This is a genomic window from Janthinobacterium sp. NKUCC06_STL, from assembly GCF_019345455.1.
In the GTDB taxonomy this organism is placed as follows: Bacteria; Pseudomonadota; Gammaproteobacteria; order Burkholderiales; family Burkholderiaceae_D; genus Janthinobacterium; species Janthinobacterium rivuli.
Map to the genome: position 1 here is coordinate 1815805 of NZ_JAHKQY010000001.1, position 15231 is coordinate 1831035.

General features: G+C 61.3%; 15 protein-coding genes. 5 read left to right on the forward strand and 10 right to left on the reverse strand.

The window, feature by feature from the left end; genetic code table 11:
* Nucleotide 1: 1 nt before the first annotated feature.
* The 7 genes from can to KO539_RS08280 all read right to left on the reverse strand — a co-directional run bounded on the left by can (nt 2) and on the right by KO539_RS08280 (nt 8955).
* Entirely contained in the window at nt 2–673 is a 672-nt protein-coding gene (gene can, locus KO539_RS08250) for a carbonate dehydratase (RefSeq protein ID WP_035822585.1), read from the reverse strand.
* Nucleotides 674–809: 136 nt separating this feature from the next.
* A complete protein-coding gene (gene dnaJ / locus KO539_RS08255) occupies nt 810–1943 on the reverse strand; it encodes a molecular chaperone DnaJ (protein WP_034745985.1) in 1134 nt (377 codons plus the stop codon).
* A 162-nt stretch (nt 1944–2105) separates the two neighbouring features.
* Nucleotides 2106–4049, reverse strand: a complete 1944-nt coding sequence (gene dnaK / locus KO539_RS08260) for a molecular chaperone DnaK (protein WP_034745982.1) — start codon at nt 4047–4049, stop codon at nt 2106–2108.
* A 91-nt stretch (nt 4050–4140) separates the two neighbouring features.
* Entirely contained in the window at nt 4141–4662 is a 522-nt protein-coding gene (grpE, locus tag KO539_RS08265) for a nucleotide exchange factor GrpE (RefSeq protein ID WP_071075290.1), read from the reverse strand.
* A gap of 345 nt (nt 4663–5007) precedes the next feature.
* Complete coding sequence (hemH, locus tag KO539_RS08270) at nt 5008–6117, reverse strand: ferrochelatase (protein ID WP_219308327.1); 1110 nt, start codon at nt 6115–6117, stop codon at nt 5008–5010.
* Between the two features lie 150 nt (nt 6118–6267).
* Nucleotides 6268–7935: a DNA repair protein RecN gene (gene recN, locus KO539_RS08275; RefSeq protein ID WP_219308328.1), complete on the reverse strand. Its 1668-nt coding sequence runs from the start codon at nt 7933–7935 to the stop codon at nt 6268–6270.
* A gap of 48 nt (nt 7936–7983) precedes the next feature.
* Nucleotides 7984–8955: an NAD kinase gene (locus KO539_RS08280; protein ID WP_235211748.1), complete on the reverse strand. Its 972-nt coding sequence runs from the start codon at nt 8953–8955 to the stop codon at nt 7984–7986.
* Between the two features lie 256 nt (nt 8956–9211).
* Between KO539_RS08280 and KO539_RS08285 the strand changes: the two genes are divergently transcribed.
* The 4 genes from KO539_RS08285 (at nt 9212) to gloA (ending at nt 11883) form a co-directional block, all read left to right on the forward strand.
* Entirely contained in the window at nt 9212–9478 is a 267-nt protein-coding gene (locus tag KO539_RS08285) for a hypothetical protein (RefSeq protein WP_219308329.1), read from the forward strand.
* Nucleotides 9479–9514: 36 nt separating this feature from the next.
* Nucleotides 9515–10825 (forward strand): sorbosone dehydrogenase family protein, encoded by a 1311-nt coding sequence (locus tag KO539_RS08290; protein ID WP_219308332.1) that lies wholly within the window; start codon nt 9515–9517, stop codon nt 10823–10825.
* A 113-nt stretch (nt 10826–10938) separates the two neighbouring features.
* The gene (locus KO539_RS08295; protein WP_035828320.1) at nt 10939–11361 is read left to right on the forward strand and encodes an OsmC family protein; all 423 of its coding nucleotides are present in this window, start codon (nt 10939–10941) and stop codon (nt 11359–11361) included.
* A gap of 114 nt (nt 11362–11475) precedes the next feature.
* Nucleotides 11476–11883, forward strand: coding sequence for a lactoylglutathione lyase (gloA, locus tag KO539_RS08300; protein WP_071653386.1), 408 nt, complete (start codon nt 11476–11478; stop codon nt 11881–11883).
* A gap of 4 nt (nt 11884–11887) precedes the next feature.
* On the opposite strand, the gene KO539_RS08305 is transcribed toward gloA, so the two are convergent.
* Nucleotides 11888–12793 (reverse strand): LysR substrate-binding domain-containing protein, encoded by a 906-nt coding sequence (locus tag KO539_RS08305; protein ID WP_219308335.1) that lies wholly within the window; start codon nt 12791–12793, stop codon nt 11888–11890.
* A gap of 92 nt (nt 12794–12885) precedes the next feature.
* Between KO539_RS08305 and KO539_RS08310 the strand changes: the two genes are divergently transcribed.
* On the forward strand, nt 12886–13353 hold the full coding sequence (locus KO539_RS08310) for a DMT family transporter (RefSeq protein WP_219308336.1): 468 nt from the start codon (nt 12886–12888) through the stop codon (nt 13351–13353).
* Nucleotides 13354–13422: 69 nt separating this feature from the next.
* Here the strand turns inward: KO539_RS08310 and KO539_RS08315 are convergent, their stop codons facing one another.
* Together KO539_RS08315 and KO539_RS08320 are read right to left on the reverse strand one after the other, a co-directional pair.
* On the reverse strand, nt 13423–14763 hold the full coding sequence (locus tag KO539_RS08315) for a TolC family outer membrane protein (RefSeq protein WP_219308337.1): 1341 nt from the start codon (nt 14761–14763) through the stop codon (nt 13423–13425).
* 141 nt (nt 14764–14904) lie between these two features.
* Nucleotides 14905–15228 carry a rhodanese-like domain-containing protein gene (locus KO539_RS08320; RefSeq protein WP_035822603.1) on the reverse strand — a complete coding sequence of 108 codons (324 nt, stop codon included), beginning with the start codon at nt 15226–15228 and terminating at the stop codon, nt 14905–14907.
* Nucleotides 15229–15231 lie beyond the last annotated feature (3 nt).

Here is a 15231-nt window from a genome sequence, read left to right on the forward strand (position 1 = left end):
ATTACGCGATTGCTTCGTAGCGGGCCAGGCGGGTCGCCATGCGCGGCGCCAGTTCGTGGCCAGCCGTGACGGTCACTTCCAGGTCGTTCAGCAAGCCATCCTTCAAGCCATAGACCCAGCCATGGACGCTGAGTTCCTGGCCCCGTTCCCACGCATCTTGCACGACGGTGGTCTGGCACACGTTCAAGACTTGTTCGACGACGTTCAGTTCGCACAGGCGATCGCCGCGCTGGCGACTGGTCAGCACGTCGCCCAGGTAGCGTTCGTGCTTCTGGCCCACGTCCTGCACGTGGCGCAGCCAGTTGTCGACCAGGCCGATGCGCGTGCCCGTCATGGCCGCATGCACGCCCTTGCAGCCGTAATGGCCGACGATGATGACGTGTTTGACTTTCAGCACGTCCACGGCAAATTGCAGGACGGACAGGCAATTGAGGTCGGAATGCACGACCACATTGGCAATATTTCGGTGCACAAACACGTCGCCAGGCGCCATGCCCAGCAATTCATTCGCTGGCACGCGGCTGTCGGAGCAGCCGATCCACAGGTATTCGGGCGACGTTTGCGCTTCCAGGTTCTTGAAGAAGTTCGGGTCTTTTGCCACCATCGAGTCGGCCCAGCGGCGGTTACGCTGCAGCAGTTCCGCCAGGGCCGGGCCATTTTTCTGTTCGGTCATATCGCTCCCATTGTGTACGTACGACTGCATTGGCGGCAGATCGCGCCCATAGGCCGGCGATGCGCGCACATTGCTCAGTCGTGATGAAAAAAACGCCGGGATGTTGAAGCATCCCGGCGCATGGTATTACGTGTGCTTATTCAAAAAAATCCTTGACCTTGTCTTTCCAGGTCTTGCTTTGCGGACTGTGCTTGGCACCGCCCTCGGTGGTCGACTTTTCAAAGTCGCGCAGCAGGTCTTTCTGTTTTTCCGTCAGTTTCACGGGTGTTTCGATGGCCACGTGGCAGAACAGGTCGCCCGCGTAACCGGAGCGCACACCCTTGATGCCCTTGCCTTTGAGGCGGAAGGTTTTACCCGACTGGGTGCCTTCCGGGATCGTGAACGACACTTTGCCGTTCAGGGTAGGCACTTCGATTTCGCCGCCCAAAGCCGCCTTGGTGAACGAGATCGGCATTTCGCAATGCAGGTCGTCGCCTTCGCGCTGGAATACGGCGTGCGGCTTGATGTGGATTTCCACATACAGGTCGCCCGACGGACCGCCATTCGTGCCCGGTTCGCCGTTGCCGGACGAGCGGATACGCATGCCGTTGTCGATACCGACTGGAATTTTCACTTCCAGGGTCTTGTTGCGCTTGATGCGACCGGCGCCGCCGCATGGCGTGCACGGGTCGGTGATGACCTTGCCGCTGCCATGGCATTTCGGGCAGGTTTGCTGGATGCTGAAGAAACCTTGTTGCATGCGCACCTGGCCGTGGCCACCGCAGGTACCGCAGGTGGTCGGCGACGTGCCCGGCTTGGCGCCGCTACCGTGGCAGGTGTCGCACTTGTCCCAGCTCGGCACGCGGATGGTCGTGTCGAAGCCGTGAGCAGCTTGCTCCAGTGTAATTTCCAGGTTGTAGCGCAAGTCGGCACCACGGTACACCTGTGGCCCCGCATTGCGGCTGCGTCCACCGCCACCGCCAAAGATGTCGCCGAAGATATCGCCGAAGCTGTCGGCAAAGCCGCCAGCACCGCCGCCGAAGCCGCCACCGCCGCCCATGTTCGGGTCCACGCCAGCGTGACCATAACGGTCATACGCGTCGCGCTTTTCCGGATTGGTCAGCATCTCGTAGGCTTCTTTGACTTCCTTAAACTTTTCTTCCGATTCTTTGCTATCCGGATTGCGGTCCGGATGGTATTTCATCGCCAGTTTACGGTAAGACTTTTTGATCTCTTCTTCCGAAGCATTTTTTGCGACACCGAGTGTCTCGTAAAAATCACGCTTTGCCATGTTGTCGGCACCTTGCAGTCTATCTACTGATGTAAAAATTACACGAAAAAGCCGAGTCGAGTGCTGCGCTAGGCGCAGCGACTCGGCTCGGCCGGTCTTCGCGGCTAATCCCGCGATGTAGCGTTCAGCCCGGCTGCCCCCAGTGCATGGGAGCGCAAGACATTACTTGCTGTCTTTGACTTCTTTGAAGTCAGCGTCAACAACGTCGTCTTGCTTGGCGCCTGCGTCCGATGCGCCAGCGGCTTGCTGTGCACCTTCCGCGCCGCCGGCAGCTTGCTGCGCTTGCATGTCGGCGTACATTTTTTCGCCCAGTTTCTGCGATGCGCTCGACAGTGCTTCCACCTTGGCGTCGATCTCAGCCTTGTCGCCCGCCTTGATGCTTGCTTCCAGGTCGGTGATCGCCGCTTCGATCTTCTCTTTCTCGCCCGCATCCAGCTTGTCGCCGTATTCGGTCAAGGATTTCCGGGTCGAGTGTACCAGAGCATCGGCCTGGTTGCGCGACTCGGCCAATTCTTTGACCTTCTTGTCTTCTTCCGCGTTCAGCTCGGCATCCTTGACCATCTTCTGGATTTCAGCCTCGGTCAAGCCGGAATTGGCCTTGATCGTGATCTTGTTTTCCTTGCCGGTGGCCTTGTCTTTCGCGCCGACATGCAAGATGCCGTTGGCGTCGATGTCGAAGGTCACTTCGATCTGTGGCGTACCGCGCGATGCTGGCGGGATGCCTTCCAGATTGAATTCGCCCAGGCCCTTGTTGCCGGCGGCGATTTCGCGCTCACCCTGGAAGACCTTGATGGTCACCGCAGGCTGGTTGTCGTCGGCCGTCGAGAATACCTGGCTGAACTTGGTCGGAATCGTCGTGTTTTTGTGGATCATCTTGGTCATCACGCCGCCCAGGGTTTCGATACCCAGGGACAGAGGGGTGACGTCCAGCAACAGCAAGTCCTTGCGTTCGCCCGACAGGACCGAACCTTGAATCGCTGCGCCCACGGCGACGGCTTCGTCCGGGTTCACATCCTTGCGTGGATCCTTGCCGAAGAATTCCTTCACTTTTTCCTGCACCTTCGGCATACGCGTCATACCGCCGACCAGGATGATGTCATCGATGTCCGACACTTTCACGCCAGCATCTTTGATAGCAATGCGGCATGGTTCCATCGTGGCCGTGATCAGCTCTTCCACCAGGGACTCCAGCTTGGCGCGGGTCATCTTCAGGTTCAAGTGGACCGGTGCGCCGTTCGCCATGGCGATGTACGGCTCGTTGATCTCGGTTTGCTGCGACGACGACAATTCGATCTTCGCGCGCTCGGCCGAAGCCTTGATGCGCTGCAGGGCGATCGGATCTTTTTTCAGGTCGATGCCGTTGATCTTCTTGAACTCGTCGATGATGTAATCGATGACGCGCTGGTCGAAGTCTTCGCCGCCCAGGAAGGTGTCGCCGTTGGTCGACAGCACTTCAAATTGTTTCTCGCCATCAACATCCGCGATTTCGATGATCGACACGTCGAACGTACCGCCACCCAAGTCATACACGGCAATTTTACGGTCGCCTTTTTCGGTCTTGTCCAGGCCGAACGCCAGCGCTGCCGCGGTTGGCTCGTTGATGATGCGCTTGACGTCCAGGCCAGCGATACGGCCGGCATCCTTGGTGGCTTGACGCTGCGAGTCGTTGAAGTACGCAGGCACGGTGATGACGGCTTCGGTGACTTCTTCACCGAGGTAGTCTTCTGCCGTTTTCTTCATCTTGCGCAGGACTTCAGCCGAAATTTGCGGCGGCGCCAGTTTTTTGTCGCGTACGCCGATCCATGCATCGCCGTTGTCGGCTTTCATGATCTGGTACGGCATCAGCGCGATGTCTTTTTGAACTTCTTTTTCGTCGAACTTGCGACCGATCAGACGCTTGACTGCGTACAGCGTGTTTTTCGGATTGGTCACGGCCTGGCGTTTCGCTGGCGCGCCGACGAGAATTTCGCCATCTTCTTGATAAGCAATAATCGACGGCGTCGTGCGTGCGCCTTCAGCGTTTTCGATTACCTTTGGTTGACCGTTTTCCATGATGGAAACGCAGGAATTCGTGGTTCCCAGATCGATACCGATAATTCTACCCATGATTTATTTCCTTTTATTTGCTAGATTTCAGATGGTTCTTATATGTGGCAAAGCGGCATGGTTTCAAGGCTTGCTTGATGCCGCACTCTGATTATTTTGCTTGCGCGGTCGTGACAATGGCTGGACGCAGCAAGCGGTCCGCAATCATATAGCCCTTTTGCAGGACTGACACGATGGTATTGGCTTCCTGCTCCGCTGGCACCACGGCAACGGCCTGGTGTTTCATCGGATCGAGCTTCTCGCCCTGCACTGGCAATACTTCCACCAGGCGGTTGCGCTCGAACGCGGCGTTCAATTGCTTCAAGGTCATCTCGACGCCTTCTTTCAGCGATTCGATGGTCGGTGCTTCCACCGTCAGCGCCGTTTCCAGGCTGTCTTTGACGGGCACCATGGCTTCGGCAAAGCTCTCGACTGCGAATTTGTGCGCTTTAGCAACATCTTCCTGCGCGCGGCGGCGGATATTTTCGCCATCAGCCTTGGCGCGCATGAAGGCATCGTGCATCTCTGCAAGACGCGCTTCGGTACTCGCCAGCTGCTCTTCCAAAGTAGGCTCTGCGGGAGCCGCGGCGTCCGCTTGCGGATTAGGTACAGCTTGGTTTTCCTGATCTTGCATCTGAAAAGCTCCTACAATCAATGACTTAAATGAGTTAGTCTAACTATCTTTACAACACTAACGGGCAGATGGGGCTATATCCTATTGTTTCAAGGGGTATGCGTGGCAAAACCAGAATTACATCGGTCCATGTTACAGCGTATTACAAAACGCTATCCATTTTGGCCAGCGATCCGTGCGCGTATCCCTTGATTTGCCAGGCTTCCCACGGCAAAGCGGGCATTCTACCAGCCCCGCCACGGCCATCGCCACTGGCGGTGTTGCTATTTGGAAAACTCCTTGACCGCGCCAGACATGACAAAGCCGCGCAAGCGCGGCTTCAAGATGGCAAAAAATTCAATAATGTCAGTTCGTCGCGCCCAGGGCCAAGGCCGCCGCGCGCGCCTGTTCGCCCGCCTTCTTGTCCGCCTCGCGCTGCGCCGCCGTCCTCATCGTCGGCCAGCCAATCATGTGCTGTTCCGCAATTTCCGCCAGGCCCGCGATCCAGGCTGGCGTTTCGTTCAGACAAGCGATGTAGTGAAACTGCTGGCCGCCGGCCGTCTCGAAATCATGCTTGGCTTCCATGGCGATCTCTTCCAGGGTTTCCAGGCAATCGCTGGTAAAGCCCGGACACAGCAGGTCGACGCGCTTGACGCCCTGTTGCGCCAGCGCCACCAGGGTAGGCGCCGTGTACGGCTGCAGCCATTCGGCCTTGCCAAAGCGCGACTGGAAGGTCACCACGTATTGCTCTTTAGTTAATTTCAACTTTTCCGCCAGCAGGCGCGCCGTTTTCAGGCATTGGCAGTGATAGGGGTCACCCAGCAGCAAAGTACGCTTGGGCACGCCATGAAAGCTCATCACCAGTTTTTCCGGACGGCCATGCGCGTCCCAATGGTTCAGCACGGAGTCGCGCAAGGCGTCGATATACGTGTCGTGCTCGTGGTATTGCTTAATAAAACGCAATTCCGGCACATTGCGCACCGTGGCGTAATGGGCAAACACGGCGTCGTAGATGGAACCGGTCGTCGTGCCAGAATATTGCGGATAGGCCGGCAGGATGACGATGCGCTCGCAGCCTTCGCTTTTCAGCTTGGCCAGCACGTCGGGCAAGGAAGGCGAACCGTAGCGCATGGCCATGGCCACCGTGACGCCGTCGTGGCCACGCTCGGCCAGCGCGCCGGCCAGCAGCTTGGCTTGCTTTTGCGTATGCACTTTCAGGGGCGAGCCTTCACGCGTCCAGATCGACGCGTATTTCTTGGCCGACTGGCCGGAGCGGAACGGCAAGATGATCAGGTTCAAAATGAACCACCAGACGATGCGGGGAATTTCCACCACGCGCGGATCCGACAAAAATTGCTTCAGGTAACGCCGCACGGCCGACGACGTCGGCGCATCGGGCGTACCCAGGTTGACCAGCACCACGGCGCTGCGGTCGATACTGCCATGCGTGTACGGAGGTTCTGTTTGAAATGACATGAAGGCTCTTCGAAGGCGTTGGATGGATTAGCCAGTTATTATAGTTGCATTGAGTTAATAGCGAAGTGCTGGGGTCAGACCCTCAATGCCGCTAACGTCAAGCTCAGCGCTAACGCATCCGGGGGTCTGACCCCGGATTTAAGCCTGCGTTTAAATTGCCAGCAGTTCACGCGCATGCTTGCGCGTGGTGGCCGTGATTTCCAGGCCGCCCAGCATGCGCGCCACTTCTTCCACCCGGGCCTTGGCGTCGAGCATGTCGATGCGCGAGGCCGTCTTGCCATTGTCCAGGGTGCTTTTTGCCACCTGGAAGTGTTGATTCGCCTGGCTGGCCACTTGCGGCAAGTGGGTCACGCACAGCACTTGCCGTCCCTGCCCCAGGCGTTTCAACAGGCGCCCGACGACTTCCGCGACGGCGCCACCGATGCCGCTGTCGACCTCGTCGAAGATCAGGGTCGGTGTGGTGGTGGCGTGCGAGGTAATGACGGAAATGGCCAGCGCGATGCGCGCCAGTTCGCCGCCGGAAGCCACTTTCGCCAGGGAGCGGGGCGCCGTGCCCGCGTGGCCAGCGACGAGGAATTCCACCTGTTCCAAGCCGTGGGCGGCCGGTTCGCACGGGTGCAGGGCGATTTCAAAGCTGCCGCCCGTCATGCTCAGTTCCTGCATGGCGCGCGTGACGGCTTGCCCCAGCTCCAGGGCGGCGGCGCGGCGCGTGTGTGATAACCGTTCGGCCACGGCGCGGTATTCCGCCTCGATCTTCGCTTCCTGGCGCAGCAAGCCTTCGATGTCGGAAGCGTCGGCCAGGTGCTGCAGCTTTTCCGACAGCTTGGCGTGTTCCTCCGGCAATTCTTCGGGCGTGACGCGGAATTTGCGCGCCGTGCTGTGCATCGCTTCCATGCGCGCATCGAGCTGGTGCAGGCGTTCCGGGTCCAGCTCGACCCGGTCCAGATAATTGTTCAGCGCGTACACGGATTCCTGCAATTGAATGCGCGACGATTCGATCAGGTCGACGATGGGCTGCAATTCCGCATCGACGGACACCAGCTTGCCGAGCTTCTGGTTCAGGGCCGACAGTTGCGACACGATCGGATGGTCTTCCGACTCGGAAATAAGGGACAGGGCTTCCTGCGCCCCTTCCAGCAAGCTGGCCGCGTGCGACAGGCGGCTGTGCTCGTTCGTGATCTCCGTCCACTCGCCGGGCTTGGCGGCCAGTTTTTCCAGCTCGCCCACTTGCCATTCCAGGCGTTCGCGCTCGTACAGCACGTTGGCGGCATTCGTTTCGAATTCTTCGCGCTGGCGCACGAGGGCGCGCCAGCGCTTGTGCAGGGCCGCCACTTGCCGCGCATCCTGTTCCGCGCCCGCTTCGCGCGCCGTCGCCTGGCCATCGAGCAAGGCGCGCTGCGCTTCGCTTTTCAGCAAGGACTGGTGCGCGTGCTGGCCGTGAATGTCGACCAGCATGTCGCCCAGTTCGCGCAGCTGCGCGGCCGTGGCGGCGATGCCGTTGATATACGCTTTCGAGCGGCCCGCATTGTCGATCACGCGGCGCAGCAGGGCGCCGCCCTCGTCGTTGGCGAATTCGTTGGCCACCAGCCACGCTTGCGCCACTTCACTGACGGAAAAATCAGCCGTGATGTCGGCCTTGGCCGCGCCTTCGCGCACCACGCTGGCGTCGCCGCGCCCGCCCAGCGCCAGGGTCAGCGCATCGATGAGGATGGACTTGCCGGCGCCCGTCTCGCCCGTCAGCACGCTGAAGCCGGCGGAAAATTCCAGTTCAATGGTATCGACAATGACAAAATCGCGAATGGACAGTGTATGGAGCATGGCTTCTGTGGTTAGGCGGCGCACCGCGGGTTAGCGTGGAGAAAAATGTTAGCTGAGCTTGCCCTCGCCCGACGGGTACTCATTCCAGTGCAACTTTTCACGCAGGGTGTTGTAGTAACTCCACCCTTCCGGATGCAGGAAGGTAATCGTGTGCGGCGAACGGCGGATGAGGATGCGGTCTTGCTGCACCAGGCTGGCAAAGGTCTGCATGTCGAAATTGACGCTGATATCGCGCCCGCGCACGATCTCCACGACGATCTGGCTGGAATCGGGCAAGACGATGGGCCGGTTCGACAGCGCGTGCGGGGCGATCGGCACGAGCACGATGCCGCCCAGGGTCGGGTGCAGCAGCGGGCCGCCAGCCGACAGCGAATACGCGGTCGAGCCCGTGGGCGTGGAAATGATCAAGCCATCGGACCGCTGGTTGTACATGAAGTGACCGTCGACTTCGACGCGCAATTCGGCCATGCCGGCGCCGGCGCCGCGCGAGACGACGACATCGTTGACGGCCATGCCCACGTGAATCGATACACCGTCGCGCAGCACGCTGCCTTCAAGCAAGGTACGGCGTTCGGCCTTGAAGCGGCCGCCGAGAATTTGCGCCAGCACGGGCAGCATGCGCTCGAGCGGGATATCCGTCATGAAACCTAATCGCCCCTGATTGATACCGATCAAGGGGACGTCGAATGGCGCCAGCTGGCGCGCAATGCCCAGCATGGTGCCGTCGCCGCCCATGACGATGGCGCAATCGGCGGCGGCGCCGATCTCCGCCGGCGACATGGCGCGCACGCCGGGAAACGCCAGGTTCAGGTGCGCGGCCGTCTCCGCCTCGAAGACCACCGTGTGGCCCAGCACTTGCAGGAAATCGACGATGCTTTTTACGGGCTCGGCAATGCCATCCGTATTCTGGCGCACGACCAGGGCGATGGTCTTGGCGCCCAGGTTGAAGCGCTCGCCCGGGGCTGGCAAGGTCGCTGCTGGCTGTTCGGCGCGCTGTTCGGCGTGTGTATCGACGGGCATAAGAGTCTCGGTAATGAATTCGGTGGCAAACCGCCCCAGGCTGTCGCGTCGCACGCCGGCATCGCATGATACTGTATATATGCACAGTATAGTGCGGCTGCCGTGTGCCCGCAAGGGGCGTTCTTGGTGTTGCACGCAGTGTAGCGCAGAAAAAGAATCGTCCATGCGTGCGCCAGCGCTCCCTGCATGGACAAATCCGCTTGCAGGCGGCCTGCCGCGGCGGGACACTGGTTTTACTTTACTGTCAGGAGGCCATATGCTTACCCAACCAAGTGAACGCAAGATCAATACCGATGAAAAGGTCAAAAATGACGGCGTCGACCGCCTGCCGCACGAGCGCGATGAATCGCCCGATGCGCAAGACGTGCGTCCGCGCAAGATCATGCAGCAGGCGGCCAGCGATCTGGAACGGGGCCTGGTCGACACGGACCGGCGCGCCCAGCCCGGCGTGGAAAAGGTCAAGCCCACCGTGCCAAAACAGGCCCGGCCCGACCCGCAGCTGGAACCAAAGAAGGCGCGCTGACTCCAACTGTCACGCACTGCTGCTCTGGAGTACGCCATGCACCGTTACGTCTGTTCATTCCTGCTGGTCGCTGCCTGCGGCGCATCTGTCGCCCACGCCCAGGCGCCCGCCATGCCCGCGGGCTTTGGCCCGCAACCCGCCCTGCCCGCGCCGGACAAGCAATTCATTCCCACCGTCAACGTGGCCCCCGTGCAGCGCTGGACGGCAGATCAACGCCCCGTGGTCGCGGCCGGCCTGGCCATCCACGCGTATGCGCGCGACCTCGACCATCCGCGCTGGCTGTACGTGCTGCCGAATGGCGACGTGCTCGTGGCGGAAACGAATGCGCCGCCGAAACCGGACGATAACAAAGGCATCAAGGGCGCCATCATGCAGATGCAGATGAAAAAGGCGGGCGCCGCCACACCCAGCGCCAACCGCATCACCTTGCTGCGCGGCATCGATAGCAAGGGTATGGCGCAAACGCGCAGCGTCTTCCTGCAAGGCTTGCACTCGCCATTTGGCATGGCCCTGGTAGGTAACGATCTGTACGTCGCGAATGCCGATGCGCTGCTGCGTTTCCCATACAAAACTGGACAGACGGCCATCACGGCGCCCGGCGTCAAGGTGATCGATTTGCCGGGCGGGCCCATCAATCACCACTGGACCAAGAACGTCGTCGCCAGCGCCGACGGCAAGTTTTTATATGTTTCCGTCGGCTCGAACAGTAATGTGGGCGAGAACGGCATGGCGGCCGAAGATGGCCGCGCCGCCATCTGGCAAGTCACGCGCGCGACGGGCAAGGCACGCGTGTATGCGACGGGTTTGCGCAACCCTGTCGGCCTGGCCTGGCAACCCAAGACGGGCGCCCTCTGGACGGCCGTCAATGAACGCGACGAGCTGGGCAACGACCTGGTGCCCGACTACATGACGTCCGTCAAGGACGGCGCTTTCTATGGCTGGCCCTACAGTTATTTCGGCCAGCACGTCGATGCGCGGGTCCAGCCGCCGCGCCCCGAACTGGTGGCCACCGCCATCGCGCCGGACTACGCGCTCGGTGCGCACACGGCCTCGCTGGGCCTGGCGTTTTATGACGGCGCCTTGCTGCCCGAACGCTATCGGGGCGGCGCCTTCGTCGGCCAGCACGGTTCGTGGAACCGCAAGCCCTTCAGCGGCTATAAAGTCATTTATGTGCACTTCGCGAATGGCGTACCCAGCGGGCCACCGCAGGACATCATCGCCGGTTTCCTTGACAGCAATGGCAAGGCGCAGGGGCGCCCCGTCGGCGTGGCCGTCGACAAGGCGGGCGCGCTGCTGGTGGCGGACGACGTGGGCAATGTCATCTGGCGCGTGACGCCGGACCAGTGAGTGACTAAGCCCTGCACGTGCTCCCCTGCATGCGCCCCCTGTGTGACGCAACGAACGGAAGGGCAAGGATGGGGCGCGCATGATGGACGCTCGAACCACGCAAGGAGTACATCATGAAAAAAACAGGATCAGCCGTCTGGAGTGGCGGCCTTAAGGATGGCAAAGGGTTTATTTCCACCCAAAGCGGTGCGCTCGACAATGTAGCCTATGGTTTTAATACGCGCTTCGAAGACGGTCCCGGCAGCAATCCGGAAGAACTGATCGGCGCGGCCCATGCCGCCTGCTTCACCATGGCCCTGTCCGGCCAGCTGGGCGAGGCGGGCCTGCGCGCCACAGCCCTGAAAACCACGGCCGACGTCAGCCTGGAGAAAATCGATGGCAGCTATGCCATCACGGCCGTGCACCTGACCCTGGTGGCCACCATTCCCGGCGCCACCGACGAAGCGTTCCAGGACGCGGCCCTGCGCGCCAAGCTCGGCTGCCCTGTATCGAAGTTGCTGGCGACGGAAATCACCCTGGACGCCCATCTGGAGTAACGCCGGCATGCCGTCCGCTGCTGTTCCATCACCGGGCGGCAGAGGCGGTCTCGGCAAGAAAGCCGTAAAACGCATAAAATCCTGCCATTCCCCTATCAACATCAAGGATTTACGATGCGTATTTTGCACACCATGTTACGGGTCGGCGACCTGCAGCGCTCCATCGATTTTTACACCAAGGTCCTGGGCATGACGCTGCTGCGCACCAGTGACAATCCGGAATACCAGTACACGCTGGCCTTCGTCGGCTATGGTTCGAACCCCGACCACGCGGAACTGGAACTGACGTATAACTATGGCACCACCAGCTACGAGCTGGGCACGGCGTACGGCCACATCGCCATCTCGGCCGACGACATCGTCGCCGCGTGCGACGCGGCACGCGCGAATGGCGGCAACGTCACGCGCGAACCGGGCCCCGTGAAAGGCGGCAACACGGTCATCGCCTTCATCACCGATCCCGACGGCTACAAGATCGAATTGATCGAGCGCAAGTTCGACGGCCAGGGCGGCGGCCTGTAATACCTCAGCCTGGCTCGGCGGCCTGTGCGATGGCCGCGCGCAGCCAGGCAATGCCCGCATCGCCGTCCGTACGGCGGTGCCGTATCGTTTCAAACGCAAACGGCGCGATGGCAAACGGCGCGGCATACAGCGCCAGCCCTTGCGCCACACTCCCCTGCAAGGCCCGCTGCGCCACCGTCAGGATCAAGTCCGTCCCCCTCACGACATCCGGTGCGACCGTCCAGTACGGCACACGCACGGCAATGCGGCGCGTCTGTCCCAGCTGGGCCAGGGCCGCGTCGACTTCGGCCGCCATGCCGCCTTCGCTGGACGCCACCAGCACATGCGGGCGCGCCAGATAAGTTTCCAGGCTCAACGTTTCACCGTCCGCCAGGCTGGCCGGATCGAGCGCGCACACGAACGTTTCCTCGAATAAGGTTTCACGGTGCAACTGCTCGGGCAATTGCGGGAACACGCCCAGCGCCAGATCGATCTCGCCATCCTGCACGCCAGCGATCACGGCCGGTCGGCTGGCATAGCTGATGGCCAGGTCGATGCCGGGCGCTTCCACGCGCAGACGCCGCAGCAAAGCGGGCAAGATCAAGGCCGCGCCGTAATCCGACATGGCCAGGCGAAACACGCGCTGCGCCGTAGCCGCCTCGAAGACGGCGCCACCGAGCACGGAACGCACGCTTTGCAGGGCTTCGGCCAGCGGCCGCGCCAGCTCCAGGGCGCGCGCCGTTGGCTGGAAGCCGCCCTTGCCGCGCAGCAGCAGCGGGTCGCCGAGCAAGTGGCGCAAGCGGGCCAGCGCATGGCTGACGGCAGGCTGGCTCATGTGCAAGCGCTCGGCCGCGCGCGACAAATGGCGCTCGCTGAGCAGCGCGTCCAGGATCACCAGCAAGTTCAAATCGACGGCGCGCAGATTATTCATTTGGTGCATAGTTAGATGACAAACTACGAATTGGATTTAATCATGACAGCATAATACGATGATCCCATCAACTCAACTGTGGGAGTGTCACCATGCATGGATGGATTACCGTATTTGCCCCGCTGGCCATGCTGGCCGGCGCCGTCGTCCCCTTCCAGGCGGGCGCGAATGCCGCGCTGGGCCGCAACCTGGGCCACCCGTTGTGGGCCACCCTCGCTTCGCTGGCCGTCAGCGCCGTGCTCGCCTCGCTGGTGATGCTGGTCTGGCGGGTACCGGCGCCCGATGTCGGTCTCGCCATGCGGGGACCGGGCTGGTCCTGGCTGGGCGGCGCGGCCGGCGTGTTTTACATTACGGCCGCGCTGATGCTGGCGCCGCGCATGGGCTCCGGCCCCTTCATGGCGGCCGTCATCGGCGGGCAAATGCTGGCCGCGCTGGCCATCGACCGCTACGGCTTGCTGGGCTTTGCCGCCAAGCACATTTCTCCGCTGCATTGGGCCGGCGCGGGGCTGGTGGTGGCCGGTGTCGTGCTGACCCAATTCGCCAACAGCCGCGCCGTGTAACACCACTTCAAGACGAAAAAAAACCAGCACCGCTGCCGGGGCTGGTTTTCATTCAGAGCAAAACCGCGCTTACTTGTCGAGCAAGGCGTTGACGGGCATCAAGTCCGTTTCCTTCAGGGTGCCAGCGGCCGCCTTCAGGCGCAAGCCGTTCATGATGGTGTCGTAGCGGGCTTTCGACAGGTCTTTTTGCGTGGAGAACAATTGTTTCTGTGCATTCAAGACGTCGATATTGATGCGCACGCCCACTTGATAGCCGAGCTGGTTCGACTCCAGCGCCGACTTGCTCGACACTTCCGCCGCTTCCAGCGCCTTGACTTGCGCCAGGCCGCTATTAACGCCGAGGAAAGCCTGGCGCGCGCCTTGCGAGGCCGTGCGGCGTGCCGTTTCCAGGTCGTTGCGGGCCTTGTTTTCCAGCGCGATCGATTCACGCACCTTGCTGGTGACGGCAAAGCCGCTGAAGATCGGGATGCTCCACTGCACGCCGATGGCGTTGTTGTTGTTGCCGTTGCCATTGCCGCCACCGGAACTGTAGCTATGGCCCGTGTTGGCGATCAGGTCCAGGGTCGGGTAGTGGCCGGCGCGGTTGCGGCCGATGTCGCGCTTGGCCGATTCCACATTGAACTGGGCCGTGACGACGCTGTAATTCTGCTCTTCGGCGGATGACACCCACGGCTCGACGGCGGCCGGTTCCGGCGCGCTGATGACGACGCCCGCGCGCATCGGCGCCAGGGTGGTCGGCGCTTCGCCGATGATGGTTTGCAAGGCGCTGCGCTTGTTGGCCAGGTCATTGATGGCGGCAAATTCCTGCGCCACCACCAGATCGTAGGCCGCCTGCGCTTCGTGCGTGTCGGTAATCGTTTGCGTGCCGACTTCGAAGTTGCGCTTGGCCGATGCCAGCTGCTCCGTCGTGGCGACCTTTTGCGCCTGCGTGGCGCCCAGGTTGTCCTGCGCGCTCAGCACGTCGAAATATGCCTGCGCCACGCGGGTGATCAGGTCTTGCTGCACTTGCGCAAATTGCGCTTCCGCAATCGCTTGCGCCAGCTTGCTTTGCTGATAGGTTTCCCAACGGTCCCAGCGGAACAGCGGCTGCGTCAGGGTCAGGTTGTAGCTATTCGTGCGCACGTTGACGGACGGCGAGGTGATCTTGTTACCGCCATTGTTCTGGACGATCTGCTCGGTATTGCCGCGCGTATTCGTACCCGACGCGGCAACTTGCGGCAGCAAGCCTGCCAGCCCCTGCGGAACCCGCTCCATCCCGGCCGACAGGGCCGCGCGCGCGCTCGCATACTGCGCGTCATTGGCCAGCGCCTGCTGGTACACCTGGATGAGATCGGCCGCCTGCGCTTGCAGCGAGCATGTCATCGAGACAAAGGCGCTGGTCATCAGCATGGCGATAAGGGGTTTCCGCATTGCATTTCTCCGTTGGAGTCGTCAAAAGTTGATGGAATCAAAAATCTGCTACCGCTTGCCTTGCGCCCGCCGGGTGAGCGGGGTACAGGCCTCCGCAGGCATGCAGGAAAACATGCCTGGGTGCATCTACTGCAAAATAACTTAGTATGTAGGCATCGCGCTGTCGACTTGCAGCGCCCAGGCATGCACGCCGCCCGTCAAATTACTGATCTTGCCAAAACCATTGCGCTCCAGGAAGGCCGCCACCTGCATGCTGCGCATGCCGTGATGGCAAATGCAAACGATCTCGGCGTCTTCATCGAGGTCATCGATGCGCGCAGGAATCGAATTCATCTGCATCAGGGTGGCCCCGTCGAGGTGGCACAGGTCGAACTCCCACTGTTCCCGCACATCCAGCAACAGCGGACGCGGGCGGGAAGGGTCAGCCAGCCAGGCGGCCAGCTGCGGTGCACTCAAATGCTCCATCGA

Excerpts from the sequence above, each read along its gene's own strand:
- can (WP_035822585.1), bottom strand. The coding sequence starts at position 673 with ATGACCGAACAGAAAAATGGCCCGGCCCTGGCGGAACTGCTGCAGCGT.
- dnaJ (WP_034745985.1), bottom strand. The coding sequence starts at position 1,943 with ATGGCAAAGCGTGATTTTTACGAGACACTCGGTGTCGCAAAAAATGCT.
- dnaK (WP_034745982.1), bottom strand. The coding sequence starts at position 4,049 with ATGGGTAGAATTATCGGTATCGATCTGGGAACCACGAATTCCTGCGTT.
- grpE (WP_071075290.1), bottom strand. The coding sequence starts at position 4,662 with ATGCAAGATCAGGAAAACCAAGCTGTACCTAATCCGCAAGCGGACGCC.
- hemH (WP_219308327.1), bottom strand. The coding sequence starts at position 6,117 with ATGTCATTTCAAACAGAACCTCCGTACACGCATGGCAGTATCGACCGC.
- recN (WP_219308328.1), bottom strand. The coding sequence starts at position 7,935 with ATGCTCCATACACTGTCCATTCGCGATTTTGTCATTGTCGATACCATT.
- KO539_RS08280 (WP_235211748.1), bottom strand. The coding sequence starts at position 8,955 with ATGCCCGTCGATACACACGCCGAACAGCGCGCCGAACAGCCAGCAGCG.
- KO539_RS08285 (WP_219308329.1), top strand. The coding sequence starts at position 9,212 with ATGCTTACCCAACCAAGTGAACGCAAGATCAATACCGATGAAAAGGTC.
- KO539_RS08290 (WP_219308332.1), top strand. The coding sequence starts at position 9,515 with ATGCACCGTTACGTCTGTTCATTCCTGCTGGTCGCTGCCTGCGGCGCA.
- KO539_RS08295 (WP_035828320.1), top strand. The coding sequence starts at position 10,939 with ATGAAAAAAACAGGATCAGCCGTCTGGAGTGGCGGCCTTAAGGATGGC.
- gloA (WP_071653386.1), top strand. The coding sequence starts at position 11,476 with ATGCGTATTTTGCACACCATGTTACGGGTCGGCGACCTGCAGCGCTCC.
- KO539_RS08305 (WP_219308335.1), bottom strand. The coding sequence starts at position 12,793 with ATGAATAATCTGCGCGCCGTCGATTTGAACTTGCTGGTGATCCTGGAC.
- KO539_RS08310 (WP_219308336.1), top strand. The coding sequence starts at position 12,886 with ATGCATGGATGGATTACCGTATTTGCCCCGCTGGCCATGCTGGCCGGC.
- KO539_RS08315 (WP_219308337.1), bottom strand. The coding sequence starts at position 14,763 with ATGCGGAAACCCCTTATCGCCATGCTGATGACCAGCGCCTTTGTCTCG.
- KO539_RS08320 (WP_035822603.1), bottom strand. The coding sequence starts at position 15,228 with ATGGAGCATTTGAGTGCACCGCAGCTGGCCGCCTGGCTGGCTGACCCT.